Source organism: Mucilaginibacter sp. OAE612, assembly GCF_041806395.1.
GTDB lineage: Bacteria > Bacteroidota > Bacteroidia > Sphingobacteriales > Sphingobacteriaceae > Mucilaginibacter > Mucilaginibacter rubeus.
Map to the genome: position 1 here is coordinate 5,299,820 of NZ_JBGMUW010000001.1, position 24,450 is coordinate 5,324,269.

The following is a 24,450-nucleotide window of genomic DNA, read 5'->3' on the forward strand; positions in this document are numbered from 1 at the left end:
GCATGCCCGCTTACAACGCTGGCAAATATATTGCCGCAGCTGTTGATTCGGTGCTTAAGCAAACCTATACCAATTGGGAGCTCATTATTGTTAACGATGGTTCTACGGATGACACCGCCAGGGTACTTAAACAGTTTACCGATCCGCGCATCAGCGTTCATCAGCAGGAAAACAGCGGGCAGTGCGTTGCAGCAAACAAGGCCTTTGGTCTTTCAAGCGGCCGGCTTATTAAATTTATGGATGCCGACGATCTGATCTCGCCCGGTTATATTGCAGAACAGGTTAAACGGATTGGTGATAGCGATGATGTAGTAGCTTCAGCCGCCTGGGGCCGTTTTTATCACGATGATATTAGTTCCTTTAAAGTAAATGAAGACCTCATCAGGGAGGATTGTAAACCCATTGACTGGCTGGTATCGTCAATGGATGGCAAACAAGCCATGATGCAATGTGCCTTATGGCTAATCCCAAGGGCTGTGCTTAGAAAATCGGGATTGTGGGATGAGCGCCTGAGCCTGATCAATGATTTTGAATTTATCATCAGGGTATTGCTCAATGCCAGCGAAATTCGTTTCGCCGAAAATTCGCTGCTCTATTACAGAAGCGGGCTGCAAAGCTCCTTGTCGTCATTAAAATCGACAAAAGGCGCCCAATCCGCCTATGATTCCATCAATATGGGTACTTCACACATGCTGGCCTTTGAACCCAGCACCCGCGTTAAAAAGGTATGCGCTTCCTGTTTTCAAAACTTTATATACTCTTTTTACCCCTTCCATAAAACACTTATTAAAGGGGCGGAACACAAGATAAAAGACCTTGGCGGCACAACTTCAACATTTCCGGCAGGCGGTTACACCCGCTTACTTCAAAAAATTATCGGCTGGAAAATCGTGAAAAAATTAAAATTGCTGCTATCAGACGCACCCCAATAATGACGCGTTGCCGCATTTACTTATTTACTTATAAAAGGAACCACCTGTTGACGCGCGCTGTAAAAAGCCTGCTTAACCAAACTGTTACCGGTTGGGTCTGCGAAGTGCACAATGATTGCCCCGAGGATCCTTTCCCTGCGGCGTTTATTTCGTCATTAAATGACCATCGGTTTATCATGAAAAACCACGCTAAGAACCTTGGAGCTGTCGCTAGCTTTAACCTCGCTTTTGCCGGTTGCGATGAGCCATACGTCAGTATCCTGGAAGACGACAACTGGTGGGAGCCCGACTTTTTGAAAGAGATGACGGCGGTTATGGATAACGATGCTAACATAAAAGTTTCATGGTGCAACATGGTACTTTGGTATGAAGAACCGGGTAACCTTTGGACAAATACACATAAAACTATCTGGCCTGACGGGCAATCTCAATACTTTTGGTGGCCACAACACAGGCAGGCCATAAGTGCTTTACACTCGAACGGAGCTATGTTGTACCGCGGGGAGCATGCATCAGCATACTTAGTGCCGCAGTCTATACTATTTAATGCAGTCGAACTGATCAGGGAGCGTTCTTTTGAGCATCCGATTTACCTTCATGGTAAACCATTAGCCAATTTTGCTGTTACCCTGGCTACGGCGCGCGATAACGATCGGTATAGCTGGATAGCTACACAGGTCATGCTGTTGGCAAGCTTCATTACGGCATCTCCAGACAAAACGAAAACCATGAAGGAAAGTCTTGCATACCACCGGCTGCAAAGACCAGTCCCTACGGCTACATTTTTCCTTGCCAATATCTTTATCCTGAAGGACAATCGAATATACAAATACTTTACCATTGCCGACTGGCTGCTGTTTGGAAAATGGCTAATTGGCAACGGCCGTCAATTAAATTACATCAAACAATACATTGCATTGCACTCGGACACTTACCAGTTCCTCCTCAGACAAACCGGGTTAAGATACCGGGAAGCTGAGCAACACGCACAAAATTGAAAATAGCCATTATAGTAAACCCGCTGATCCCGGTGCCTCCCGAGCAATACGGCGGCATCGAACGCATTGCTTTTATGCTGATCCAGGAACTTAAAAAAAAAGGCCACGATATTACCCTGTATGCCAAAGAACATTCGCAGCCGGGCTGTAAACTCATTAGCTACCATGAATCGGCAAATTATGGCGTTAAAGATCTGGTGAAAATTAACCGGCTTACATCAAAAATTGCTTTTCAGCATTTTGATATTGTACATACCTTCGGTCGCATGAGCAATATTGCGTTGCTAATGTTAAGCCGAATCCCAAAAATCGTATCCTATCAGTTGCCCCCTACCGTATCGCAGGTAAAAAAGGCAGTAAGTATCGCTCATAAAAACACATTGAAATTTACCGCTTGCAGCAATTACATAGCCAATCAAATCAATGCGTTTGCTGATGTAACTACTATTTATAACGGGGTGGATTTAAACGACTACGATTTTAATGCAGGTGTTCCCAATGATGCCCCCCTCGCTTTTTTAGGCCGGATCCAGCATGAAAAAGGGACAGCTATTGCTATACACACGGCAAAAAAAACAAATCAAAAACTGGTAATAGCAGGCAATGTACCCAATGAGCCAATACACCAGCAATATTTTAATGAACAGGTAAAACCCTATATTGATGGCGAGCAGATCAAGTACATAGGCCCGGTCAATAACCTTCAGAAAAATGACTTGCTTCGTAACTCAAAAGCTTTCCTGATGCCGGTAACCTGGGATGAGCCCTTTGGTATTGTAATGGCCGAAGCACTGGCCTGTGGTACACCCGTTATCGGTTTTAATCGCGGCGCAATACCGGAGATAGTCATTAACGGGTCAAATGGCTTTGTATGCGCCACAGAAGCCGACATGATAACGGCGATTAACAGCATTGACTCAATCAGCAGGGCCAACTGCCGGAAGATAGCGGAACAAAAATTTAGCGCCGGTGTACTGGCCAAACAATACGAGGAATTATACCAGCTGGCAACGCGTAAAGATTGAAAAACGTTACTTTTATAACTACCGGCCAGCCAACTACTAACCCTCGCCTCGTGAAGGAAGCCGAAACTTTGCACAAGCTTGGTTATAATGTTAAAGTGATCTGCTGTTTTTACCAGCAATGGGCCCAAAAAACCGATGAAGCTTTAACAGGCAAATATCCCGGTATGTACATTTATTGCGGAGGCGATCCGGTGATACAAAAAGCAACTTACCTTAAAACCCGTATTCGCCAAAAGTTAAGTACGCTGCTGTTTAAATATACCCGGCATTTCGATATACCTGAAAACGCTATCAGCCGCACACATACCGAAGCGTTGTCTATAGCTAAAAAAATAAAAACAGATCTTTATATCGCCCATAACCTCGGCGCCTTGCCCGCAGCCATACAGGCAGCAAAACATTACAACGTAAAAGTTGGTTACGATGCGGAAGATTTGCATTCGGGACAGTTTGCATCAACTCACAATGAAAGTTACAAGCTCAATAAATACATTGAGGAAAAATACTTTCCCCATGTTGATTATTTTACTGCCGCCAGCCCGCTCATTGCAGAATTTTATCAACGCGAATACCGCTATTTAAAACCTGTTGTAATAAACAACGTGTTTCCTAAAACAGCGCTGCAAATCAGCCCTAATTATAAAGCTCACGAACCATTAAAACTGTTTTGGTTTTCGCAAACGGTAGGCCCCAAACGAGGATTGGAAGATGTAATTAAAGCGATAGCTGCTACAAATGGCCATGTTCGGTTACACTTGTTAGGCAGTAGTAATGAAACTTACAGATCTGCATTGTTGAACCTCGCCAAAGAACTTAAAATAAGTGATGATCAACTTTGGTTTCATGAGCCCATTGGAGCGGGCGAGATTTTCGATTTCGCGAGCCAGTTTGATATTGGCATAGCCACCGAAACAGGCATTCCTTTAAACAGGGACATCTGCCTTACCAATAAGATCTTTACCTACATACAATGTGGACTGGCAATGATAGTGAGCGATACGCAGGCGCAAGCCTTATTTATGGAGCAATATCCGGATACAGGAAAACTATACCAAAAAAGCAACCTGCAATCACTAACGGATTGCATTAGCTTTTACCTCCAAAACCCGGATATTTTATACCAAACCCGTTTACAAAACTACCGGCTTGGCCAAACAGCATTAAACTGGGAAACCGAAAGCCGTACCTTTTTAAGTCTTGTTCAAAAAGTATAACGATTGAATAAAAAGCTGCTCATTATTTCGCCATACTTCCCGCCGGTAAATGCCGCGGATATGCAGCGCGTGAGGATGAGCCTCCCTTATTTTGCAGCCTGCGGCTGGGATGCCAAAGTGGTAACCATTGATGCCCAGTATGCCGACCTGGCAAAAGACGAATTGTTGTTGCAAAGTATCCCTCCGGGCATTAAAGTTCACAAAGTGAAAGCATTCCGCAAGGCACTCACTTCAAAAGTTGGTTTGGGCAGTATTGCCATCCGCTCGTTATGGCATTACTGCAAAACGGTTAACCGCCTGCTGAAGGACAACAAATTTGATCTTATTTATTTCTCAACCACACAGTTCCCGGTTTGTACGTTGGGTGCATACTGGAAAAAGCGATTTGGGGTTCCCTACGTCATTGATATGCAGGATCCCTGGCATTCCGATTATTATATCAACAAACCTAAAAGCGAGCGGCCGCCAAAATATTGGTTCGTTTACCATTTAAATAAATACCTGGAGCCCATCGCCATAAAAAATGCGTCCGGGCTCATCAGTGTATCTGCAGGTTACATTGATGAGCTCAAATTACGTTATCCGGTAATTCAAAAGCTTCCGGGCGCTACTATAACCTTCGGAGCATTTGAACCCGACCTGCAAATAGCTAAAACTAACCAAAAGCTTTTTGCAGGGTTGCTTGACGATGGCTTTATCAATGTGGTATATATCGGCCGCGGCGGGAAGGATCTTCACAAGGCCATTAGCCCGGTGTTCGATGCATTAAGGACCGGTTTGAATACCAATAAAGAGCAGTTTGAAAAAATCAAACTCTACTTCATAGGTACCAGTTATGCCCCTGCCGGACAGGGGATAACCACTATACTTCCCCTGGCAAAACAATATAATGTGGAAGAACGTATTGTTGAAATTACCGACCGTATCAGCTACTATCAAGCTTTGCTCACACTGCAGCAGGCCGACGCGCTTTTTATCCCTGGGTCAGATGATCCTAAATACACAGCTTCAAAAATATTTCCATACCTGCTCACAAAAAGGCCTGTTTTGGCCGTATTTAATGCCGCAAGCTCTGCTATACCTATTATGCAGCAGTATGGTGTAGAACATGTTTACAACTATGATGACGTTACCTCCGAAAACCTATTTATATTTTTTGAGCAATTAATTAAGGGTAATTTCCAGACTGTTGAATATAATGCTGAAGCCATCGAAAAATATTCGGCACATGAAATGACACTGGCGCAGTGCCGGTTATTTGATAGAATTATTTATGAACGCCATTAAACGAACTGTCGGCTTTATTTTAAAACATCCTTTGGGAAAAAAACATCCGGCAAAAGCCTTATGGCGGTTTGCCTGGTGGCAGGTACAGTCAAGGCTTTCAAGGGCGAAGTTCATTATAAAACCTTTTGTTGGTGATGTTAAGTTTTATGCAACCAAGGGGCTGAGCGGTATTACCGGTAATATATACACGGGGTTACATGAATTTAATGATATGGCCTTTCTGCTTCATTTTTTAAAGCCTGACGATATCTTTTTTGACATTGGCGCGAATGTAGGTTCATATACACTGTTGGCTTCCGGCATAGCCAAAGCTAATAGTGTTACACTTGAACCTGTTAAAGCAACTTTTGATATTTTAAACAGCAATATCGAGCTTAATTATTTGCAGGACGAAGTAAAGCTCATTAATGCCGGCGCCGGCGCAACAGCGGGCGAGATCAGATTTTCGGCTGATGAAGATACCGGAAACCATGTTATTACTAAAGATGAGAAAGGCAAAAACACTGTTATCGTACCTATAATCACTATTGATTCATTATTGGAAACATACAAACCCGCTCTTATCAAGATAGACGTGGAAGGGTTTGAGACCGAAGTGCTTAAAGGAATGAGATCTACCCTTGATTCGCCCCTGCTGAAGGCCATCATCATTGAGCTTAACGGTAGCGGCGGCAGGTACGGTTTTAGCGATCAGGATATTCACAAGTTGTTACTGTCAAAAGGTTTTAGGGCCGTTGCCTATGATCCTTTTAAACGCGTTTTAACCGGGTTAGATACCTTTGGTGCATACAATACTATTTACTGCAGAGACATTGAACTGATAAACCATCGCCTTCAAAATGCAAAAAGTTTTAATATAATGGGCGAGACTATCTGAATGAAAAATTTGGCTGTAGTTATCACTCACCCCATACAGTATTATGCACCGGTATTTAAGCTCCTGTATGAAAGGCAAAAAATAAACGTCATGGTATTTTATACCTGGGGCAAAGGCGGTTTGCAAAAATTTGATCCAGGCTTTGGTAAAACTATCACTTGGAACCTTCCGCTCCTTGAGGGTTATCCTTATGAGTGGGTAAAAAACATTTCGGCCGATCCCGGCTCGCACCATTCAAAAGGGATTGATAATCCTGACCTTATCAGTCAAATAAATAACTGGCAGCCCGATGTTATTATGGTGTACGGCTGGTTTTACAAAAGCCATCTCAAAATCCTCAAATATTTTAAAGGCAGGGTACCTGTTATTTTCCGGGGCGATTCAACTTTACTTGATGATAAAGGCGGTATCAAATCCGTATTGCGAAGCCAGTTTTTAAAGCGGATTTACCGCCATATTGATTATGCACTATATGCCGGGTCAAACAATAAGGCTTATTTTAAAAAATGCGGTTTAAAAGAGACGCAGTTATTTTTTGCACCGCATACTGTAGATAATGATCGCTTTGCCGAAGACAGGACCAATGAAGCCCTTACCCTGCGCAAACAGTTAGGAATAGCTGATGATGAAAAACTCCTGCTTTTTGCAGGCAAGTTTGAGCATAAGAAAAACCCGCTGTCGCTGCTTGAAGCATTTATCGACATAACACAGCCGGGCACCCATCTGCTGTTCGCAGGAAACGGCATTTTAGAAACAGAACTAAAAAACAAGGCTAATCGACATAAAAATGTTCACTTTATTGGCTTTCAAAATCAGCTTTACATGCCTGTAGTATACCAGGCATGTGACATTTTTTGCCTCCCTTCAAAAGGGCCCGGTGAAACCTGGGGGCTGGCCATAAACGAGGCTATGGCCTGTGGCAAGGCCATATTGATATCAAACAAAGTAGGCGCGGGCACCGATTTGGTAAAAGATTATGAAAACGGACTGATCTTTAACGCGACCGACGGGGTTGATCTAAAAAACAAACTAAAAACATTGCTACTCTATGATAAAACCGCTTTATTTACGATGGGGCAACAGTCCAGGGAAATTATTGAAGGTTGGAGCTTTGTCAAACAGGTTGAAGCAATAGAACAATTGGTGTTAAGTCAATAGTATTAAATCTTAACTCACAAGTTTGGTTTCTGACCTTTTTTACTTATAACTTATTACTTCGGACTAATGGCTAAAAGGCAATTTATCAATAAAATAATTAATAAATGCAGCAAAGCAAATCGATAGAACGATATATTGTGTTGTTTATACCATGGCTGCTGGCACTGGCATGTAAAAGTGATAGTGTGTTATCCTATTTTATTGCATGGGGTGGCTCATTTTTTATATTCATCATAACACTTACCGGCTGGGTACGTCCAATCCCCAACGACCGCCCCATGGCCGAACAGTTGATGAGGCCCTTATTTATCATCCAGATAATTTTTGCGGGGTACATGTGCAGTACATCCATCTTTTATTTTATGAATACCCTCGGCTATGAAAATTTCAAGCACGTATTTATTCATACGTTAAATGATAAAGATGCCCTGGGCTTAATTGCCCAATGCCAGCGTTATTACTGCCTTGGGCATGCTTCATTTGTGATGGGTATACTTATTTTCATGAACTATCCCGTAACTAAAAAATACTATATCGAAACCGAAAGACTGGCAAATCTGCTCATGATGTCGGCAATTATCAGTTTTCCGCTTTCGCTGTTATTTCTTAAGATACCAGGCCTTTCCCAATTTTATTACCAGTTTAGCTCATTGAGCTTTATTGCCGGTACATTGGCGCTGGCCTTTGCCATGCCACTAAAAAAAGGGGCCAATACGCTCATCTGCCTTTTACTATATGCCTTTAATTTTTACCAGGCGCTTACATCGGGGTTTAAAGAACCTATTATTATCAGCATACTGGTTTTAGGGATCTTCCTGTATCCTACCTACAAAAAATTAGTAACCATCACCTTTGTCCCTATCATTGTTTTATTATTTACGGTTTTACCAACATATAACCATATTTTCCGGGCCAATGCATGGAATGGAGATGCCGATAGCGAAGAAGCCTCACAACTGGCCCTTGACGCAGCGCTAAATAGCGATAACAGCGATGTTGACGAAACTAACTGGGATTTTTTAGTATATCGCTTAAGTGAAATCGATATGTTTACCCGCTTTGTGCAGTCGACACCTAAAAATGTGGATTTTTATGGATTGGATATTGTTAAACAATCGGCTATTGCGTTGGTGCCGCGGATTTTCTGGCCCTCTAAACCAATTACCGAAGCCATGATCATGCAGCGCGTTTATGATGCCGGGGTGGTTAACCGTAACTCTTCCGTATCAGCCAAACCTGCCTACATCGTTGATGCGTATCTTTCAGGAGGTGATTGGGGGATCTTTATTTTCCTTTTCGCTTACGGCGCCCTTGCACAACTAATAGCCGTTAAAGCCGAAAAACTTTTTGGGGGATATATATTAGGCACAGCACTTATATTTTCGGGCCTGTTTCAGATCATGTGGCGCGGCATCAGTTTTGAATTCTTGTTCAATACCATCTTCTGGAGCTATATCAGCATGCTGCTCATTCATAAGGCATTGTTAAATTCTAAAATTTTAAAAGAGATTTGAATTACGCAAACGATCGATATGATTTTGAAAGAGCTGCCTTAATGAAAAAATATAAAAATATGGATCCGCAAATAACCACCGCATGAGCGCTTATAAAGATTACGATTATCCCGATGCAAGCCCCTGCCATGTATTTAAGGAGCTCGAGAAACCGCTTATGTCGTTATTAAATAAGGATACCAACAGCAGCATCCTCGACCTTGGCTGCGGCAACGGTCACCTTGTAAATTATTTATTGGCAAGGGGATTTAACGCTTATGGTATAGATGCATCTAAACCAGGCATTGCCATTGCAGATAAAATAAATCCCGGCAGGTTTTTCGTTCATGATCTTTCGGTTGAAGGGTTACCGGAGCCATTAAGAGGTATGCAGTTTAATACCATTATATCAACTGAGGTTATTGAGCACTTGTACGACCCCCACGCGTTTATACGCCTTTGCCAGGATGTTTTAAGCGAATCAAAAGGCGAGCTCATCATCTCAACGCCTTATCATGGCTATTTAAAAAACCTATTTTTGAGTATTTTAAATAAATGGGACACGCATATCAGCCCTTTGTGGCAGGGCGGGCATATCAAATTTTGGTCGGTTAAAACGCTGACACAAATCCTCAATGAACATGGGTTTGAGGTAACAGCATTCAGGGGCTGCGGCAGGTTTCCCTATTTTTGGATGAGCATGATCATTAAAGCCAAACTTAAGTGAGCGAGAGCCTGGATATTATTATCTTAACTTTTAACGAGGAAAAGAACATTGGCGACTGCCTGCGAAGCGCGGCGGTGCTAAAAGCCAATATCTATATTGTTGATTCAGGTTCAAAGGATACCACACTGGCTATTTGCCAAAGGTACACGCAAAACGTCTTCAGCCATCCGTTTGAAAATTATGCAACCCAGCGTAACTGGGCTTTGAATAACCTGCCTTTAACAGGTACCTGGATACTTAACCTGGATGCTGATCACCGGGTAACACCAGAGCTTGCCGCCCAGCTTAACGATATTTTCTCCAAGTCCATAGATGCTGAAACAAATGGCTTCCTGATCAGCAGGCGTACCCTATTTATGGGCAAATGGATCAAACATGGCGGCCACTATCCAACATACCACGCCAACCTGTTCAGGCGCGGCTTCGGGCATTGCGAAGAAAAATTGTATGATCAGCATTTTAAAGTTACCGGTAAAACGCAGGTACTTAAAACTGATATCATTGATGTAATTACCGATTCGCTTACCAGTTTCATTGCCCGGCATAATCATTGGGCAACGCTGGAGGCGCAATACCTTGTTGAGCAGCAAAACGTCCCGGTTATTGACGATAATGGTAAGCTGGTACATCCACGGTTATTTGGTAACCCGATGGAGCGCCGCCGGTATATGAAAAAACGATATGAGTCGTTTCCTTTATTCGTAAGGCCTGTAATTTACTTTACTATAAGATACTTTATAAAATTGGGTTTTTTAGATGGAAAAACCGGGCTGGTATTTCATTTTTTACAAGGTTTTTGGTTCAGGTTTTTGATTGATGCTAAAATTTATGAGTTACGAAAGGAGAGCAAAAAACAATGAAACAACCTGCTTTTTTAAATAACCCGGCGATACGGTTCATGCTGCTGTTTGTATTGCTGTTTGCCATATTTTATAGCTTTAACATTTTCTTTTTCGGTATTACTAATTCCGGCGGGAATTATAACGCTTTCTTAGCCGAACACCTGAATTATATTGCGGCTTTGAGACAGGTTTTATTGGATTGTAGTGTCATGATCCTGAAGTGGCTTGGTTATGCTGCCATTGATAATAATTCCGAGTTACTGGTTGCAGGTAAAGGGACACTGGCCATAGTTTACAGCTGCCTGGGTTTAGGATTGATCAGCTTTTTTTCCGCCTTTGTACTGGCCTATCCATCTCCGTTGCGCTCAAAATTGGTGTTCCTGTTTTCTGGGATCTTTGTTATCGAATTTTTAAACGTGATTCGTTTTGTTTTACTGGCCATCTTCTGGTCGAAAAAGGCAAACCGGATAGTTGATCACCATACCATTTTTAATATACTTCTTTACATTATTATAGCGTTTAGCCTGTATATTTGGATTAAACGTAATGATAAGCTTACCGGCGCTGATGTTCAGAACTGACCTTTCAACTTATAATAATTATCCTTATCATCCGGGCGGCAATGTTTTAAAACGCATTTTGTGGTACTACTGTAATGCCATATTCTTTAAAACAAGCATTATACCCTCAAACGCGTTCAAAGTATTTTTACTGAAGCTATTTAGTGCCAGGATCGGTAAAAATGTAACTGTTAAGCCCTGTGTAAACATCAAATATCCATGGAATCTGCATATCGGCGATGAAAGCTGGATAGGTGAAAATGTATGGATAGATAGTTTAGTGCCCATCCATATCGGCGCGCATGTTTGCCTGTCGCAGGGGGCTGTGCTGTTAACGGGCAGCCACAATTACCAAAAAACATCCTTTGATTTGATAACCAAAGGCATAATTTTGGAAGACGGCGTGTGGATCTGCGCCGGGGCTATGGTAAATCCGGGCGTGACGGTAGCATCGCACGCGGTATTGACCAGCGGTTCTATCGCTACAAAAAACATGGACGCGTACGGCATCTATCAGGGCAACCCGGCGGTAAAGATCAGGGAACGGGAAATCAGTTAAAACTTAAACATCATCTGCTTAAAATAATTATATGCTGAAACAGAAACTACAAACCCACCAAATCATTTTATTGGTTATTAACGGGATTGTTTTCATTATGGGCATTATGCTGATCATAGCCCCAGCCGCCATTTACCCCGACCCCAGCAAGGGCTTCCAGGTAATGCGCTCAATGGAACTGGGTTCGGCATTTAATGTCATGGTTAAACCCGATCAGAACGATATCAGCAAAAACGCGTCAGAATTCCTCGCCTGGTGGTCGCCGGGGCAATACCTGGTGCCCTATTTCTTTAAACTTATTTTCAGCGTCAACACCGGTCGCGCTTCTTCAATAGTAACCCTCCTATTTTCGTTATCGGGCATTTTCGGCTTTTATTACTTCTTTAAAAAAGCGGGCTTTACGCCAATGATCTCGGCTTTAAGCGTACTGTTCATCGTAATTCAGTTATCCTTTTTTACGCCCTATGTATTTTATAACGGAGGCGAAGTACTACTTTTTGGTTACACCGGCTGGTTTTTATACGGGTGCATAGCCATTGAAAAAACTAACTGGAAACTGGCCGTATTCCTCTTTATAGGTGGAATATTAGGCTTCATTTGCAAATCGTCATTTTTATGGATGTATGCTGCCACTTGCCTTTTTTTATGGCTTAGGTTTTCAATGGGAACAAAAGACATCATTCGCTGGATAAAAAATGGCATATGGATAGGAGTCCCTGCGGTATTATCCTTATTTATGATCTATCATTTTTATCTTTCAAAAGGTGCTAACCCCTCATCGATAACCGGGGGCATAAAGCTGGTTTGGGAAACTTTTGGCTTTCCTTTGGCCTCGCCAATATTAACCGCTTTTTCGGTAGATGACCTTACAAACGGCCTTTTGTTTCATGATGACCCTCCCATGTTTACTTACTTTTGGGGGGTGATCATCGTGCTGATCTGTGCAGTATTAAGCATTTTATTAATTTGGTTTATTGTAAAAAAGGCGCCTCACAAAAATTATGCGCTGCTACTGGTGGTTTTTTATGTGGTATCGGTGTTGTTTTTCGGACAATCATTTTTGAGACAAGCCAATATTTCATATGAAGCAAGGCATTTGAGACTCATCGGGCTCATTGCTGCACCCGGCATCATTTACCTGGTAAGCAGATTGCAAACTGGTTATAAATACCTGTTTTATTTTATATGTTTTGTAATAACTTACTCCAGCTACAAATACTTTGTGCCAAGCTACTTTCAAAATAAAAATATCGGCGCAAGGGGATATTCGGGGATAGCACAGTTATTTATCGATCAGCCATCGCTAAACTATATCCGCAACCTGGATAAGCAAAACAACAACGCCATTTTTGTATTTAACAGCCCTGATCTGAGCCTGGAAATTGAACGCAACCGCACCATAACCGTTGAAACCATTGGCGCTGAAGTGGCTATCGATTACGATGACTACGTATATAATGGGCACGCCGGACCACTGTACATAGTTTTGCCCGCCGATTACATCGGTCCAAAGTCAACTATCATGCGCAAATGTTTTCCTGGCTATACCGGCTTTAAAATGACGATGCTTAGTAATGACTACATTTTATGGGAGGCTAAATAACGCTGGCGTTGATCTCTTTCCAAAGCAGGTCTTTTAGCTGATCGATATTTTTCTGTGCCACAGATGATATAAATATAGAGGGGATCCCATCAGGGATCTCCTCTTTCATTTCTGCCTGCAGCTCATCGTCGAGCATGTCGGTTTTGGTTATGGCTAACACACGAGGCTTGTGCATCAGTTCGGGATTATATTCTTCCAGCTCATGCAGCAGGATGCTGTATTCTTCTTTTATACTGCGCGATGTATCGGCAGGCACCATAAACAGCAATACTGAATTGCGTTCAATATGTCTCAAAAACCTAAATCCTAAACCTTTGCCCTGTGATGCTCCTTCGATAATGCCCGGAATATCGGCCATTACAAATGAACGGCCGCCACGGTATGATACGATACCTAAATTAGGCACCAGTGTGGTAAATGCGTAATCGGCAATTTCGGGCTTGGCGGCCGATACCACCGAAAGCAGGGTGGATTTACCTGCGTTAGGGAAACCTACCAAACCAACATCAGCCAGCACTTTTAGTTCGAGGATATTCCAGTCCTCACGGCCATCTTCGCCGGGTTGGGCAAAGCGGGGGGTTTGTTGGGTTGATGTTTTAAAATGCCAGTTACCCAAACCACCGCGACCACCGGGAGTAAGGATCTTGGTTTCACCATCTTTGGTTATTTCAAAAAGTACTTCGCCGGTTTCAGCATTTTTCACGGTTGTACCAAGGGGCACTTCCAATATTTCGTCGCGACCGGTTTTACCGGTACGCAATGAGCTGCCGCCCGAATCGCCATCACCAGCAATTACATGTTTACGGTATTTAAGGTGTAGCATTGTCCACAGTTGAGCGTTACCTTTTACAATAACATGGCCTCCCCTGCCACCGTCGCCACCATCAGGACCACCTTTTGATGTTAATATATCACGATGCAAATGGGCAGAACCAGCACCTCCGTGGCCTGAGCGGCAACAGATCTTCACATAATCAACAAAATTTGAACCCTGCGACATAATTTTTGATTTAGACGGAAAGTCCGAAAGTCAATAAAGTCCGAAAGTTAAGAATTTTAATCTTCCTAACCTGCGGACTTTACTGACTTCCGGACTAAAGACTTCCGAACGACTATTTTTTATACTCTTCAATTACATTAACAATAGCATCGAAGATTTCATCCACCGAACCTACGCCGTTAATGCTTTTAAATTTATTTTGATTTTGATAAAAACCAGCTACAGGAGCAGTTTTATCATTATACTCTTTAATACGCTTGCGGATCACCTCGGGATTGGCATCATCTGGTCTTCCAGATTCCTTACCACGCTCTAACAAGCGACGCTCCAACTCATCATCGCCAACTTCAAGGGCAATCATACCCGAAATTGCCGATTGCTTTGATTCCAGTAACTCATCCAAAGCTTCTGCCTGAGCAACTGTACGCGGGAAACCATCAAAAATAAAACCTTTGGCGTCTTTATTAGCATCAAGCTTATTGCTGATCATGCCAATAACCACGGCATCCGGAACAAGCTTCCCTTCATCCATCAGTTTTTTAGCTTCTAAGCCCAACGCTGTACCTTGTGTAATCTCGCCACGTAACAAATCTCCGGTTGAAAGATGGATCAAATCGTATTTTTCAATAAGTTTTTTCGACTGAGTACCTTTCCCGGCTCCGGGAGGGCCAAACAAAACCAGATTTAGCATGCTCTTGATAAATTAAAAGCCTTTCGGTAATACAACAGAAAGGCTTACAGTTAATTTGCACCAGCGGTGGAAAAATTCCGGACTGCAGTGCTTTGTTGTGCACTCGAAGGGAGTCGAACCCCTAACCTTCTGATCCGTAGTCAGATGCTCTATCCAATTGAGCTACGAGTGCTTTCCGAAATGGAATGCAAAGATAGATTTTTAAACTTTCGCTGCAAACTTTTATTCAAATTATTTTACAATTTCGGCAATAGCCTCAAAATTTGGCAGTTGACCGGCATCTTCAAGCACCTCCGCATAAATGATATTCTGCTCTTCGTCAATTACAAAGGCCGCGCGTTTTGATACACCTTTTAAGCCCATCACAAACTGATCATAAATAGCACCGTAAGCCGTTGATACTTCTTTATTAAAATCAGAAAGAAGATCGAACTGGTAATTGTTCTCTTCTTTAAACTTAGCTAAAGTAAAAGGCGAATCAACAGAAATGCCCAATATAGTAGCGTTTAAACCATCATAGTATCCAAAGCTATCGCGCATGGTGCAAAGCTGCGTGGTACAAACGCCTGTAAAAGCTAAAGGAAAAAAGTGAATAACCACTTTACGACCTTTAAAATCGGCTAACGAAACGCTTTTTAAGGCCGATGAAATTAAGATGAATTGGGGAGCCGGCTGGCCTGGTTGTAATGACATACGTATTTGTTTTAGACAAATGAATAAAAATAAAATGAGTAAATGTAATCCTCTTCCTTTTTTAACATTGAGATGTTCAAAGGAATACTATCCAACAATCATAAAACTAAAAAATTAGTTAATTTTCTTTTATAACTAAAAACTTAGTTTTAACTTTATAGCATAAACCTTTTATGCTATGATCAGGAATTATTTTAAAACCGCCTTACGAAGTCTATTAAAAAACAAAGTCTTTACTTTCATTAATATTTTAGGCCTGGCATTAGGGCTGGCCATTTGCCTGCTCATTACATTTTATGTAATTGATGAGCTGAGCTATGACAGGTATAATACTAAATACGAAAGGATCTACCGGGTAAACACCGACCTGAAATTTAGCGGAACCCTTACCCAATATGCCATAACTGCTATTCCAGTTGCCAATGTTTTAAAAGCCGAATGTCCTGAAGTTGAAACAGCAGTGCGCATAACACCTGCACTGAATATTCGCTTTAAAAAAGGCGATGAAATTGTGCGCGAAGATGGCGCAACGTTTTACAGCGAACCCAATATTTTTGATGTATTTACCCTCCCCCTGCTTTTAGGCGATGCAAAAACGGCTCTGAAAGAACCTAATACTGTAGTTATTGCCGAATCAATGGCTAAAAAATATTTTGACCGTACGGATGTGGTTGGCCAAACCTTGTTTTTAGTAACCAGCGGCACATCACTTAAAATAACCGGTGTAATGAAAGATATGCCGGTACAATCCCATTTCAGGGCCAATTTTTTATTGGCAGCCAGCCAGGTTAATAATGATGCTCCGTGGAACAGGCTGACCGCGTTTGCTACATACGTGTTGCTGAAACCCAATACAAACATCTCCCGCCTTGAAGCCAAACTTAACACCGAAATGCAAGAAGGACTTAAAGGCTCAAGCTCTATGGATTATAGCAAATTCAAAAAGGGCGGCAATTACTTCAAGCTAAGCCTGATGCCGGTAACTGATATCCACCTCAAATCAAACCGGGTTATGGAATTGGGCGCCAACGGTAATGGCCAGTATGTTTACATTTTTGCAGCAGTGGCAGTTTTCATCCTGCTGCTGGCTTGCATTAATTTCATGAACCTGTCTACGGCGCGCTCAGCAAACCGTGCACGGGAGGTTGGGGTACGTAAAGTGTTAGGCTCGTCTCGCAGTCACTTAATTTTCCAGTTCCTTGCCGAATCACTGATCGTAACCTTCGTGGCAGCCATTATAGCCGTACTGGCAGCATGGGCTTTGCTGCCATTGTTCAATCATCTGTCAAATAAACAATTAGCCATCAATGGGCAAACATTAATCTGGCTGTTTCCGGCTTTGTTAAGTATCGTTATGGTGGTAGGGATTTTAGCAGGCTCCTACCCTGCTTTCTTTTTATCGGCTTTTCAGCCAATTAATGTGTTAAAAGGAAAAGTTTCAACCGGTTTTAAAGGCGGCGCTTTCCGCAGCACATTGGTGGTTTTCCAGTTTTCTATTTCGATATTTTTAGTGATAGGCACCCTGGTTATTTACAATCAGCTTAATTATATCCAAAATAAGGACCTGGGCTTTAACCGCAACCAGGTGCTCATCCTCGATAATGTAAACACACTTGAGCATCCCGAACTACTGAAACAGGAGATTAAAAAGTTACCCGGCGTCGTTAATGCCACGCTTACCAGCTTTTTGCCTACCGCCAATAACAAAGTTTTAAACTATGTGTCACCCGGCGGCAAAGAGGGGCAGTCAACCCAGTTCTGGAAAATAGATGAAGATTACATCAGTACGATGGGGATGCAGATGAAGGCCGGTCGCGGGTTTTCCGGAGAGTTTAGAACCGATTCTACAGCCATGGTTATTAATGAAACAGCGGCAAAGGTATTCGGCTACGACAATGATGCCATTGGCAAAACAATAACCACAGGTACTGTAACCAACCAAAAGAAATATCATGTGATAGGGGTGATAAAAGATTTCAATTTCAGTTCGCTGCGCGATAATGTAACCCCATTGGTCATGACTTTAGACAACGATTGGCTGGCGCGTTTAAGCGTCAGGATAAATACACATAACCTTCCAACGCTGATGTCACATATCGAAAAAACATGGAAAACCATTGCCCCAAATGAACATTTTGATTATTCGTTTATGGATGCCGACTTTGACGCACTGTACCGCACCGAACAGCGCATGGGGGAGTTATTCATAACATTTACAGGCTTGGCTATTGTAATAGCCTGCCTTGGATTGTTTGGTCTTGCCGCTTATGCCGCCGAGCAGCGCAACCGGGAGATCGGCATTAGGAAAGTGCTTGGCGCAAGTATCACCGTCATTGTAACCATGTTGTCGAAAGATTTTGTTAAACTGGTAATCATATCATTTGCAATAGCCGCCCCCTTAGCCTGGCTTACCATGAATAAATGGCTTCAGGGCTTTGCCTATCGCCAAAATATCCAATGGTGGGTGATGATGTTGGCCGGCTCGGGGGCTGTATTTATTGCCTTAGTTACTATCAGCTTACAATCATTCAGGGCCGCCGCGGCCAACCCGGTTGAAAGTTTGAGAGATGGTGATTAGTTTTATTAGGTAAAAGGATAAAGGTCAAAAATATCGACTGGCGCAAGTATGAGGGGCTGGAAGAGGGCAATGGATACTTGTGTCATTTCTGCTTGTATCGTCGAAGAACGAAAACTTTCCGGACAAACATTTTAGCGTTAACTTAGCTTTCAACTACAATCTATGAAAGCAATAGTGATCACCCAACCCGGCGGGCCCGAAGTTTTGCAGCTAACCGATAGGCCAAAACCCGTTATCGCCAACGATGAAGTGCTGATAAAAGTAATGGCCGCGGGTATTAACCGACCTGATGTTTTTCAACGCAAAGGAAACTATCCGCCGCCGGCAGGTGCACCGGCGGATATCCCTGGCCTGGATGTGGCCGGTACTGTTATTGAAGTTGGCAAAGCCGTTACCCGCTGGAAACCCGGCGACAGGGTTTGCGCTTTGGTTGCCAGCGGTGGTTATGCCGAATATTGTAAAGCGCCCGAGGGCCAGTGCCTGCCTGTTCCTGCCAGTTTAAGTTTTCCCGAAGCTGCTTCCCTCCCCGAAACATTTTTTACCGTTTGGAGCAATGTTTTTGATCGCGGTAGCCTTCAACCCGGCGAATCATTATTGGTACACGGTGGCTCAAGCGGCATTGGCGTTGCAGCTATTCAAATGGCCAAAGCTTTAGGCAGTACCGTTTACACAACGGCTGGTTCCGACGATAAATGCAGCTTTTGTGAGCAGCTTGGAGCTAATAAAGCCATTAACTATAAAACCGCTGATTTTAAAGAAGGGATCAAAGCACTCACCAATGGCGCTGGTGTTAACGTGATATTGGATATGATAGGCGGCGATTACATGCCTGGCAATATTGATTCGCTGGCTATTGAGGGGCGGCTGGTCATGATCAACGCAATGGATGGCCGCGAAGTACAGCTTGATTTGGGCAAAGTAATGGCAAAAAGACTGATCATTACCGGCTCGATGCTACGCAGTAGGAACACAGCTTTCAAAGCAGCCATCGCCCAAAACCTTGAACAAAAAATATGGCCATTGTTATCGTCAGGAAAAATCAGGCCCATAGTGTACAAAACTTTTGATGCCGGCGAGGCCGCCGAAGCTCATAAGCTTATGGAAAGCAGTACTCATACAGGCAAAATTGTATTGACTTTCGTGCAATAAAAGCAAACAATTAGCAATGTTGAAATTATCCTCCAAAAATCTTAAAACACTATGTAAATAATTGGATAGAAATCTTAACTTTGCGCCTCTGAAATAGCATCTTATACATTCCTGTTACAAATGATGTATGTTGCTGTTCAGTAAAAGCATTTTTTAAAAAACACCAGGTTATATATGCCAAACATTGGAAAAATTTCAAGGATCATTGGTCCGGTAGTCGACGTAAGTTTCGCTGATGACGCTCATCTTCCTAAAATTTATGACGCATTAGAGATCACGAAAGACAATGGCCAAAAAGTTATTTTAGAGGTTCAGCAGCATTTAGGCGAAGACCGTGTACGTGCTATCGCGATGGACTCGACCGACGGCTTGTTACGCGGTATGAAGGTATTGGATACCGAAGCTGCTATCAAAATGCCGGTAGGTGATAATATCAAAGGTCGTGTATTTAACGTGGTAGGTGATGCTATCGACGGTATCCCGAATCTTGACAAAGTAAATGGTCGCCCTATTCACGCAACCCCTCCAAGGTTTGAAGACCTATCTACCGAAACTGAAGTACTTTTTACAGGTATTAAAGTTATCGACCTTTTAGAGCCTTATGCAAAAGGTGGTAAAATTGGTTTGTTTGGTGGTGCCGGTGTAGGTAAAACTGTATTAATCCAGGAGCTGATCAACAACATCGCAAAAGCTTATGCAGGTTTATCTGTATTTGCCGGTGTTGGTGAGCGTACACGTGAAGGTAATGACCTTTTACGTGAGATGCTTGAATCAGGCATTATAAAATATGGCGACGCTTTCATGCATTCAATGGAAGAAGGCGGTTGGGACTTAACTAAAGTTGATACCGAAGCCATGAAAGATTCAAAAGCAACATTCGTATTCGGTCAAATGAACGAGCCGCCGGGTGCACGTGCACGTGTGGCCCTTTCAGGCTTAACTATTGCCGAGTACTTCCGTGACGGTGATGAAGATGGTAAAGGTCGTGATATCCTTTTCTTTATCGACAACATCTTCCGCTTTACACAGGCAGGTTCAGAAGTATCAGCACTATTAGGTCGTATGCCATCAGCAGTAGGTTACCAGCCAACACTTGCAACCGAGATGGGTACCATGCAGGAGCGTATCACTTCAACCAAACGCGGTTCAATCACTTCAGTACAGGCCGTTTACGTACCTGCGGATGACTTGACTGACCCGGCGCCGGCTACAACCTTCGCCCACTTAGATGCTACTACCGTACTTTCACGTAAAATTGCCGAGCTTGGTATTTATCCTGCGGTGGATCCATTGGATTCAACCTCACGTATCCTTAGCCCAGCTGTTTTAGGTGATGAGCACTACAATACAGCTCAACGTGTTAAAGAAACTTTACAACGTTACAAAGAGCTTCAGGATATCATTGCCATCCTTGGTATGGACGAGCTTTCTGAAGAAGATAAGTTGGTTGTATCGCGCGCACGTCGTGTTCAGCGTTTCTTGTCACAGCCGTTCCACGTTGCCGAGCAGTTCACCGGCTTAAAAGGTGTACTGGTTGACATCAAAGATACCATCAAAGGTTTCAACATGATCATGGACGGTGAAGTTGATGAGTACCCTGAAGCAGCTTTCAACTTAGTTGGCAGCATTGAAGATGCTATCGAAAAAGGCAAAAAGCTATTGGCTGAAGCTAACTCTTAATAAGAAGCAAGAAAATAAGACTCAAGAATCAAGAACAGGAAAAGCCTGGCTCTTGATTCTTAAATCTTGAATCTCAAAAAGCATGACATTAGAAATTCTTACTCCCGATAAAAAAGTTTACGAAGGCGAGGCCACCTCGGTAACCTTACCTGGTGCTTTGGGATTATTTGAAATACTGAACAACCACGCCCCAATCATTTCCACCCTTCAGGATGGCAAACTTACCGTACGCGGTGGTGCAGCTAAAGAAGAAGTATTTTTTATTAAAGGCGGTGTTGTGGAAGCATTAAACAATAAAGTAACTGTTTTAGCCGAAGGTATTCAGCACAAATAAAACAGCATTTTATAAAGCTATAAAGCCCGGATAAGTTTTTATCCGGGCTTTTTTATACCCTTTTTGGGGAGGATACGTAAAAGTCATTTTTGTAAAGTACGAAGCAATCTCCTATTAGCAGAGTGGCCCATGCAAACAAACTACCCTGAAATTGCCCTGGGATTGCTTCGTACCTTACAATTAATAATGACCTATTTTTTACTAATCATAACCTATCGCGTTATTGTACTTGTTTCAAAGCCTTGTCAAGCTCTGCTGTAAGTGTATACCCGGATGATGGCCTTTCGCTGTTATTATTTACAATCTTGTCATCGGTTCCGATTGTAATATAATGAGGGATACCTGTTACGTTATATTTTTGACATACCGGGTTTCTTGTCCAGCCCTCTGCAATGAGGTTGACACCACTTACATTTAATGAGGCCAAACTACTTTTCCACGCTTTCTCGTCCGAATCAACACAGATGTTGAGGAACACTACATTCTTATCTTTATACTGCTCGTGCAAAGCTGCAGTCGTGTTCTTTATTTCGTAAACGCAAGGGCCGCATCCTACGCCCCAAAAATCGATATACACTACTTTTCCCCGGAAGCTTTTCAAGGACACCACCTCACCCTTATCATTCTTCAAACTAAATTCAGGCGCCAGATTACCGGGTTTTAATTGCCGTACAGTTGCATAAAATTGCGCAAGAGTATCTGCATACCTCGGCGTTTTAACCTTAGTTTTAAAATCCTTGTAGATGTTCTCAGCATCGTCAAACGAATAGTAACCAAAATCCATCTCTATGGCTTTCGTTACAAACCAGTCACGAAGCTCAATTAAATGGAGATTGGCCAGGCCCAGATAATATTCATCCCAAGCAGGAGCAAAAGGCGTCATTTTCTTATCCCAATCCGATCCTATTATCGTTGTATTATTCAATCCCTTATAAAATCGGACGTAGTTAAAAATAAATTCTTTGTAGCTATTGCTGTTTTTAAAAGAAAACTCTGATTGGGCGTGATATGCTCCGGCAGGAAATTGCTGATTGAGCGCTTTTCCTGTAGCAGAGGTGTCGTTTATATGCAACTCATATTTAGATAACAAGTGATGACTATTCAAAAAACCAACATACTGATAATAAACATCGGTAATTAACTTCTGACTTTCGGGATGATCAAGATGCACCGCAGCTGTCATCATCACTTTATTATATAACTTATTGATCTTCTCAAACTTTGCGGAATCGGTGAGTTTATTATCATATAAGGATTGTCCCAAATCCATCGACTCTTTACGGTAGAGATTATACATCAGCATCATGGTTTGCAACCGCTCGTTTGTATGCTGGAAAGGAGAGGTGATGCGGAATGTGCTTTTAAAGTCCTTATTATCCCAACTAAGTACCAGGGTATCGTTCCTTTGGGCGCAAACGGTGATAGCATCATCATTGAGGTACAGATAGATATCTTCGGTATCTCCGTCAATATTTATAGCTGTATTGAAATTGCCGTCCTTATCAACCGGTATTGTTAATGAGTAGTTAGTTAAATCGCCGGTTACAGCCATCTCCCAATATTTATCAGTAAAGTTTTTGACGTTCCCTTTAATTACAGCCGTGGCTTTTGGAGTTGAGACAATTAGCGGCTTATTTTCAGCAACAGCTTTAACAGGTTTCTTTTTTATCTGGGCATTTGCCGTTGCTACTAAGAGCAGTAGAATTATACAGGTTAGGTTTTTCATTCAGGGTGACAGGGTTAGATTATGTCAAATATAAAGAAATAAACTATTCGAATAAATCAACTCTTATTTTTAATTCTACAACTTAGGATTCATACTTACCATTTTACGGGGGTGCAAATGTGCAGAATAATGGGTACTGAACTATTTAAAGAGATTGAGGCAACATCAGCAAAAAAGGCAGAGCCGCAGAATAATCCAGCAACTCATATTCCAGTCCCAGCAGCCTGATGTTATTGATGGTCATAGTGATATTTTTCCGCTTGCAGGAACCAGGCTTTAGGACCGAGCTTTCGGATATGAACCATTTTTCAAACAGGCGTGCAGTACGTCCATTGCCATCTTCAAAAGGATGGATCTTCACAAACATCAAGTGGATCATTGAGGCAGAAAAGAATGCTTCCGGAACGGCCAACTTAGCTTGCAATAACAGCTCGATATCATTAAAAAGCGACTCCAGTTTTTGTTCGACCAAATCAGACGAAGCCTCGCTAAAGCAAATCACAGATTTCTTTGTAACCGTTGCTTTTAGCAGCATCGCAAATACTCACCCCATCCTTATTAATAAAGGTTTTATCGGCATGATGCTGTAGCAATAATTTAACTATTTCGGCCCGGGCCTGTTTAGCAGCTAAAAACAAAGCCGTTTCGCTATCCCGATTTACCGGGTTTGGATCGGCACCTTTTTCAAGCAGTAACTTTATCACATCATAGTGCCCCTTATAAGAGGCTATTAATAACGGGGTAGATTTATCTGCCGCTTTACAATTTACATCAACTCCTTTGGTTAACAGCAAGGCAACCGTTGTTGCCTGTCCGTTTCTTGATGCTATAATGATGGGGTTCCAATTGTGCTCGTCTTTAGCATTAATATCTGCACCTTTTTCAATCAGGTAGGCGGCCATTTCGGTACTGCCGCTTTGGCAAGCCACCATCAGGGGTGTCCAATTTGATTTTGGAACAAGGCTTAAATCAGCTCCCGCTTCCACCAACATCTTTACAGCTTTAAGATCGTTTTGCCCTACTGCTTTAAGCAAGGGTGTCATATCATTTTTACCTCTTATGTTTATATTCTTTGGTGATTTCAATAATTCGGAAAGCTGATCGTAATTTTTGTTTTCGATGGCGGTAAATGCATCTTGCGAGAAACTTTTTGTTACGCTAAATAGCAGTAATGTCAGGATTAGGATTTTGTTCATTGTAAGTATATGATATTAATGCCTGAAACTAATCATTTATCAACTTCCATTAGCACAGCCGGATACTTTTTTTCTAAAGTTAAATTACCATTCCCCCCATTTCAGGCAGAAAATCGACAACTTACTAT

Annotated in this window: 23 protein-coding genes and 1 tRNA gene; 17 read left to right on the forward strand and 7 right to left on the reverse strand. The window is 42.4% G+C overall.

The features are described from left to right. Positions 1-2 precede the first annotated feature (2 nt). The 13 genes from ABID99_RS21890 (at position 3) to ABID99_RS21950 (ending at position 13,275) form a co-directional block, all read left to right on the forward strand. Positions 3-932 (forward strand): glycosyltransferase family 2 protein, encoded by a 930-nt coding sequence (locus tag ABID99_RS21890; RefSeq protein ID WP_373615108.1) that lies wholly within the window; start codon positions 3-5, stop codon positions 930-932. Further along, a complete protein-coding gene (locus ABID99_RS21895) occupies positions 932-1,930 on the forward strand; it encodes a glycosyltransferase (protein WP_373615109.1) in 999 nt (332 codons plus the stop codon). The genes ABID99_RS21890 and ABID99_RS21895 overlap by 1 nt, the downstream gene beginning before the upstream one ends. Then, on the forward strand, positions 1,927-2,955 hold the full coding sequence (locus tag ABID99_RS21900) for a glycosyltransferase family 4 protein (protein WP_373615110.1): 1,029 nt from the start codon (positions 1,927-1,929) through the stop codon (positions 2,953-2,955). Before ABID99_RS21895 ends, ABID99_RS21900 begins: the two co-directional genes overlap by 4 nt. Then, on the forward strand, positions 2,952-4,169 hold the full coding sequence (locus tag ABID99_RS21905; RefSeq protein ID WP_373615111.1) for a hypothetical protein: 1,218 nt from the start codon (positions 2,952-2,954) through the stop codon (positions 4,167-4,169). Before ABID99_RS21900 ends, ABID99_RS21905 begins: the two co-directional genes overlap by 4 nt. A gap of 3 nt (positions 4,170-4,172) precedes the next feature. Further along, entirely contained in the window at positions 4,173-5,456 is a 1,284-nt protein-coding gene (locus tag ABID99_RS21910; RefSeq protein ID WP_373615112.1) for a glycosyltransferase, read from the forward strand. Beyond that, positions 5,443-6,333 carry an FkbM family methyltransferase gene (locus ABID99_RS21915; protein WP_373615113.1) on the forward strand — a complete coding sequence of 297 codons (891 nt, stop codon included), beginning with the start codon at positions 5,443-5,445 and terminating at the stop codon, positions 6,331-6,333. The genes ABID99_RS21910 and ABID99_RS21915 overlap by 14 nt, the downstream gene beginning before the upstream one ends. Next, entirely contained in the window at positions 6,334-7,491 is a 1,158-nt protein-coding gene (locus ABID99_RS21920) for a glycosyltransferase family 4 protein (protein WP_373615114.1), read from the forward strand. A gap of 104 nt (positions 7,492-7,595) precedes the next feature. Further along, complete coding sequence (locus ABID99_RS21925; protein WP_373615115.1) at positions 7,596-9,005, forward strand: exosortase Y-associated Wzy-like protein; 1,410 nt, start codon at positions 7,596-7,598, stop codon at positions 9,003-9,005. A gap of 82 nt (positions 9,006-9,087) precedes the next feature. Beyond that, positions 9,088-9,711: a class I SAM-dependent methyltransferase gene (locus ABID99_RS21930; protein WP_373615116.1), complete on the forward strand. Its 624-nt coding sequence runs from the start codon at positions 9,088-9,090 to the stop codon at positions 9,709-9,711. Next, positions 9,708-10,571 carry a glycosyltransferase family 2 protein gene (locus ABID99_RS21935; RefSeq protein ID WP_176625169.1) on the forward strand — a complete coding sequence of 288 codons (864 nt, stop codon included), beginning with the start codon at positions 9,708-9,710 and terminating at the stop codon, positions 10,569-10,571. The genes ABID99_RS21930 and ABID99_RS21935 overlap by 4 nt, the downstream gene beginning before the upstream one ends. Then, a complete protein-coding gene (xrtY, locus tag ABID99_RS21940) occupies positions 10,568-11,134 on the forward strand; it encodes an exosortase Y (protein ID WP_188834445.1) in 567 nt (188 codons plus the stop codon). The genes ABID99_RS21935 and xrtY overlap by 4 nt, the downstream gene beginning before the upstream one ends. After that, complete coding sequence (locus ABID99_RS21945) at positions 11,100-11,672, forward strand: putative colanic acid biosynthesis acetyltransferase (protein WP_373615117.1); 573 nt, start codon at positions 11,100-11,102, stop codon at positions 11,670-11,672. Before xrtY ends, ABID99_RS21945 begins: the two co-directional genes overlap by 35 nt. Positions 11,673-11,703: 31 nt before the next feature. Next, positions 11,704-13,275 (forward strand): hypothetical protein, encoded by a 1,572-nt coding sequence (locus tag ABID99_RS21950; protein ID WP_176625173.1) that lies wholly within the window; start codon positions 11,704-11,706, stop codon positions 13,273-13,275. On the opposite strand, the gene obgE is transcribed toward ABID99_RS21950, so the two are convergent. From obgE to ABID99_RS21970, 4 genes are all read right to left on the reverse strand, one after another. After that, complete coding sequence (gene obgE, locus ABID99_RS21955) at positions 13,268-14,275, reverse strand: GTPase ObgE (protein WP_373615118.1); 1,008 nt, start codon at positions 14,273-14,275, stop codon at positions 13,268-13,270. The two genes, ABID99_RS21950 and obgE, sit on opposite strands and share 8 nt — an antisense overlap. A gap of 112 nt (positions 14,276-14,387) precedes the next feature. Further along, the gene (locus ABID99_RS21960) at positions 14,388-14,966 is read right to left on the reverse strand and encodes an adenylate kinase (protein ID WP_090530057.1); all 579 of its coding nucleotides are present in this window, start codon (positions 14,964-14,966) and stop codon (positions 14,388-14,390) included. Between the two features lie 98 nt (positions 14,967-15,064). Continuing rightward, a tRNA-Arg gene (locus tag ABID99_RS21965) sits at positions 15,065-15,138 on the reverse strand. Between the two features lie 59 nt (positions 15,139-15,197). After that, on the reverse strand, positions 15,198-15,659 hold the full coding sequence (locus tag ABID99_RS21970) for a redoxin domain-containing protein (protein WP_188834449.1): 462 nt from the start codon (positions 15,657-15,659) through the stop codon (positions 15,198-15,200). Between the two features lie 178 nt (positions 15,660-15,837). Here ABID99_RS21970 and ABID99_RS21975 point away from each other — a divergent pair, with 178 nt between their 5' ends. From ABID99_RS21975 to atpC, 4 genes are all read left to right on the forward strand, one after another. Further along, complete coding sequence (locus ABID99_RS21975; RefSeq protein ID WP_373615119.1) at positions 15,838-18,237, forward strand: ABC transporter permease; 2,400 nt, start codon at positions 15,838-15,840, stop codon at positions 18,235-18,237. A 162-nt stretch (positions 18,238-18,399) separates the two neighbouring features. Then, positions 18,400-19,386, forward strand: a complete 987-nt coding sequence (locus tag ABID99_RS21980; protein ID WP_373615120.1) for an NAD(P)H-quinone oxidoreductase — start codon at positions 18,400-18,402, stop codon at positions 19,384-19,386. 174 nt (positions 19,387-19,560) lie between these two features. After that, entirely contained in the window at positions 19,561-21,066 is a 1,506-nt protein-coding gene (gene atpD / locus ABID99_RS21985) for a F0F1 ATP synthase subunit beta (protein ID WP_090530069.1), read from the forward strand. Positions 21,067-21,148: 82 nt separating this feature from the next. Beyond that, positions 21,149-21,400 carry an ATP synthase F1 subunit epsilon gene (gene atpC / locus ABID99_RS21990; protein ID WP_091174059.1) on the forward strand — a complete coding sequence of 84 codons (252 nt, stop codon included), beginning with the start codon at positions 21,149-21,151 and terminating at the stop codon, positions 21,398-21,400. Between the two features lie 220 nt (positions 21,401-21,620). Here atpC and ABID99_RS21995 read toward each other — a convergent pair whose 3' ends face one another. From ABID99_RS21995 to ABID99_RS22005, 3 genes are all read right to left on the reverse strand, one after another. After that, on the reverse strand, positions 21,621-23,126 hold the full coding sequence (locus ABID99_RS21995) for a TlpA family protein disulfide reductase (RefSeq protein ID WP_373615121.1): 1,506 nt from the start codon (positions 23,124-23,126) through the stop codon (positions 21,621-21,623). Between the two features lie 145 nt (positions 23,127-23,271). Continuing rightward, on the reverse strand, positions 23,272-23,661 hold the full coding sequence (locus tag ABID99_RS22000) for a Fic family protein (protein ID WP_229701751.1): 390 nt from the start codon (positions 23,659-23,661) through the stop codon (positions 23,272-23,274). Further along, positions 23,615-24,322, reverse strand: coding sequence for an ankyrin repeat domain-containing protein (locus tag ABID99_RS22005; RefSeq protein WP_373615122.1), 708 nt, complete (start codon positions 24,320-24,322; stop codon positions 23,615-23,617). Before ABID99_RS22005 ends, ABID99_RS22000 begins: the two co-directional genes overlap by 47 nt. Positions 24,323-24,450: the final 128 nt, after the last annotated feature.

Coding starts and splice junctions, on each gene's coding strand:
- ABID99_RS21890 (WP_373615108.1), top strand. CDS start 3: ATGCCCGCTTACAACGCTGGCAAATATATTGCCGCAGCTGTTGATTCG.
- ABID99_RS21895 (WP_373615109.1), top strand. CDS start 932: ATGACGCGTTGCCGCATTTACTTATTTACTTATAAAAGGAACCACCTG.
- ABID99_RS21915 (WP_373615113.1), top strand. CDS start 5,443: ATGAACGCCATTAAACGAACTGTCGGCTTTATTTTAAAACATCCTTTG.
- ABID99_RS21920 (WP_373615114.1), top strand. CDS start 6,334: ATGAAAAATTTGGCTGTAGTTATCACTCACCCCATACAGTATTATGCA.
- ABID99_RS21925 (WP_373615115.1), top strand. CDS start 7,596: ATGCAGCAAAGCAAATCGATAGAACGATATATTGTGTTGTTTATACCA.
- ABID99_RS21930 (WP_373615116.1), top strand. CDS start 9,088: ATGAGCGCTTATAAAGATTACGATTATCCCGATGCAAGCCCCTGCCAT.
- xrtY (WP_188834445.1), top strand. CDS start 10,568: ATGAAACAACCTGCTTTTTTAAATAACCCGGCGATACGGTTCATGCTG.
- ABID99_RS21945 (WP_373615117.1), top strand. CDS start 11,100: ATGATAAGCTTACCGGCGCTGATGTTCAGAACTGACCTTTCAACTTAT.
- ABID99_RS21950 (WP_176625173.1), top strand. CDS start 11,704: ATGCTGAAACAGAAACTACAAACCCACCAAATCATTTTATTGGTTATT.
- obgE (WP_373615118.1), bottom strand. CDS start 14,275: ATGTCGCAGGGTTCAAATTTTGTTGATTATGTGAAGATCTGTTGCCGC.
- ABID99_RS21960 (WP_090530057.1), bottom strand. CDS start 14,966: ATGCTAAATCTGGTTTTGTTTGGCCCTCCCGGAGCCGGGAAAGGTACT.
- ABID99_RS21970 (WP_188834449.1), bottom strand. CDS start 15,659: ATGTCATTACAACCAGGCCAGCCGGCTCCCCAATTCATCTTAATTTCA.
- ABID99_RS21975 (WP_373615119.1), top strand. CDS start 15,838: ATGATCAGGAATTATTTTAAAACCGCCTTACGAAGTCTATTAAAAAAC.
- ABID99_RS21980 (WP_373615120.1), top strand. CDS start 18,400: ATGAAAGCAATAGTGATCACCCAACCCGGCGGGCCCGAAGTTTTGCAG.
- atpD (WP_090530069.1), top strand. CDS start 19,561: ATGCCAAACATTGGAAAAATTTCAAGGATCATTGGTCCGGTAGTCGAC.
- atpC (WP_091174059.1), top strand. CDS start 21,149: ATGACATTAGAAATTCTTACTCCCGATAAAAAAGTTTACGAAGGCGAG.
- ABID99_RS21995 (WP_373615121.1), bottom strand. CDS start 23,126: ATGAAAAACCTAACCTGTATAATTCTACTGCTCTTAGTAGCAACGGCA.
- ABID99_RS22000 (WP_229701751.1), bottom strand. CDS start 23,661: ATGCTGCTAAAAGCAACGGTTACAAAGAAATCTGTGATTTGCTTTAGC.
- ABID99_RS22005 (WP_373615122.1), bottom strand. CDS start 24,322: ATGAACAAAATCCTAATCCTGACATTACTGCTATTTAGCGTAACAAAA.